2 protein-coding genes are annotated in these 2,159 nt (G+C 40.9%); both read right to left on the reverse strand.

Annotated elements, in window-relative coordinates:
- Window positions 1–125: 125 nt before the first annotated feature.
- On the reverse strand, window positions 126–1,229 hold the full coding sequence (locus tag AB4180_RS10535) for a phosphoribosylaminoimidazolesuccinocarboxamide synthase (protein ID WP_017099830.1): 1,104 nt from the start codon (window positions 1,227–1,229) through the stop codon (window positions 126–128).
- A gap of 253 nt (window positions 1,230–1,482) precedes the next feature.
- A complete protein-coding gene (locus AB4180_RS10540; protein WP_017099831.1) occupies window positions 1,483–1,890 on the reverse strand; it encodes a SulA-like leucine-rich domain-containing protein in 408 nt (135 codons plus the stop codon).
- Window positions 1,891–2,159: the final 269 nt, after the last annotated feature.

Here is a 2,159-nt window from a genome sequence, read left to right on the forward strand (position 1 = left end):
GCTTAGAGCTTAGAGCTTAGCTCAAATAAGATTAAAACGTACATGTAAAAAGGGCCTAAATACTGAGGCCCTTTTTGTATTTAAGTCGTTCTTGTACTTAGGCAGAACGTGATATCTAACCGCTATTAATCGATTAGGCCGTAGTTGGCACGCAATACATCGATGATCTCTTGCTTAGGATTCTCACTCAGTACGATTTCCGCACCTGTAATCTTCGCCGCGATATCAAGGTAAGTACGTGACAGAGACATCAATGAATCCAATGGAAGTTCATTGTCACGAGCTAACGCTTCACGCTCTGGCATACGCTCTTTGTTCAAAAGAATATCAGCATCAGGGAAGTAGTTAAGTAGGAACTGGCGGAAACCTTCTTTTGAATTCTCAACGATGTTGCCGTTATTGTATTCCTGAGTATCCCAAATGCGAGATGAATCTGGAGTACCGACTTCATCCATGTAGATAAGCTTTTCATTACCTTGAGCATCGTTGACGTAACCAAATTCAAATTTCGTATCGACAAAGGTTTGATCGACTTTTGCTAGCGCTTGGCTAATTACGTTGAAGCCTTCTTTTAGAAGTTTCTCGTAATGCGCAATGTCACTTGCTTGAGTAAAATTGAATGCTGCGAAGTTATCTTCGATGTTGTTACGCGTGATGTTTACATCATCAGCTTCTGGAACGCCAGGAATACCTTTCAAAATCCCTTTTGTAGAAGGCGTGATCAGTAGCTCAGGCAATTTCTTGTCTTTCTCAAGGCCTTCTGGCATCTCGATACCACAGAATTCGCGTTCGCCGTTTGCGTATGCACGCCACATTGAACCTGTGATGTATTGACGACAAATCGCTTCGATCATGACTGGGCGAGCTTTTTGTACAATCCATACGAATGGATGAGGGATATCAAGAATATGACTGTCAGCGAGGCCGTTGTCTTTAAATAATTTGAACCAGTGGTTAGAGATAGCATTCAGAGCGGCCCCCTTACCTGGAACACCTTTTAGATTCCCTTCACCACGCCAGATACAATCAAATGCCGAGATACGGTCACTGATCACCATTATTGCTAAAGGCGCATCTGGTGCTACATCGTAGCCTTTCTCTTTAATTAGTCGTTGGCTATCTTCTTCAGTTAACCAGTAGACCGAACGAACCTTGCCACTGTGGACAGGTTTATCAGTACGGATTGGTAGGTCATCATTTACGGCAAGAACTTGATCAGCAAGGCTCATTTAGACATTCCTATCTTTTATCAAACGTCATACAGAGAAGTGCGGTGTGCACATGATTAGACGGGCATTATACCCAATCTACTATTTGCTTCCAGAGAAAAAGCAAACGATTGCTAAATCTATTGTTTAAATAAAAACCCCCACCTAACAATCAGCTAAAAAATTGGCGAATTGTAGGGCAGGGGAAGGCAGTATATTTGGACTGTGTTTTTGAGCTATGTATTTGAGCCAAAATGTTATTAAGTAAGGTGGTCTAGTGAATACGCTCTGAATTGGCATCAATAAAGAAGACTTCGCACTGAAAGCGCATTCCTAATGTTCTTAGGTATTGCTGACTGAATTGATCAATCGAAGCACTCGCAACAATCGCGCTCGCATTCTTAGATCGAATGGCTTTCTCGACGGTTTCTATTTCTGTCATTTGATTAGAGGCTTTCATGTGAATAACACGATCACAGCAAACATTATGTTGCTGCAGCTGTTTAGCCGATGGTCTTGGTGTTTGAGCCGTAAACAGTAACCACTGATGTTGATTGGACAGCAACGCCATTTTGGCAAACAACGCTTCTTCGTTTGAACTTTTTGTGTCACGAGAGACGGATGTAAATGCGCAGTGAGTTAGCGGGCTAGAGTGTTGTGCTTTAACGTGTGCTGGAATCATTTTGCTGTCCTTATATACATGCTGTATGTGTATACAGTAGTTTTTGTTGCTTATAAGATCAAGTGTTTTTTGAGGGATTATTGGACGATCTTGCTTGGTTGGGTAAGTGATTTTTATTTAAGCTGTTGAAAATATGGTAAAAATTAAATTTGAATGAATTTGTTGTTTTGTCTCATAAGTTGAAGAAATGTGAGCTTTATACAGGTGTATACAGTGGGTTTGACAGAAAAGTACTGTATACACCTGTATAGAAGATAAGAAGATAAGAA

This window comes from Vibrio sp. 10N.286.49.C3 (genome assembly GCF_041469545.1).
GTDB lineage: Bacteria > Pseudomonadota > Gammaproteobacteria > Enterobacterales > Vibrionaceae > Vibrio > Vibrio tasmaniensis_A.

What these genes read in the sequence shown, in the direction of transcription:
- AB4180_RS10535 (WP_017099830.1), bottom strand. Translation starts at nt 1,229, where the DNA reads ATGAGCCTTGCTGATCAAGTTCTTGCCGTAAATGATGACCTACCAATC.
- AB4180_RS10540 (WP_017099831.1), bottom strand. Translation starts at nt 1,890, where the DNA reads ATGATTCCAGCACACGTTAAAGCACAACACTCTAGCCCGCTAACTCAC.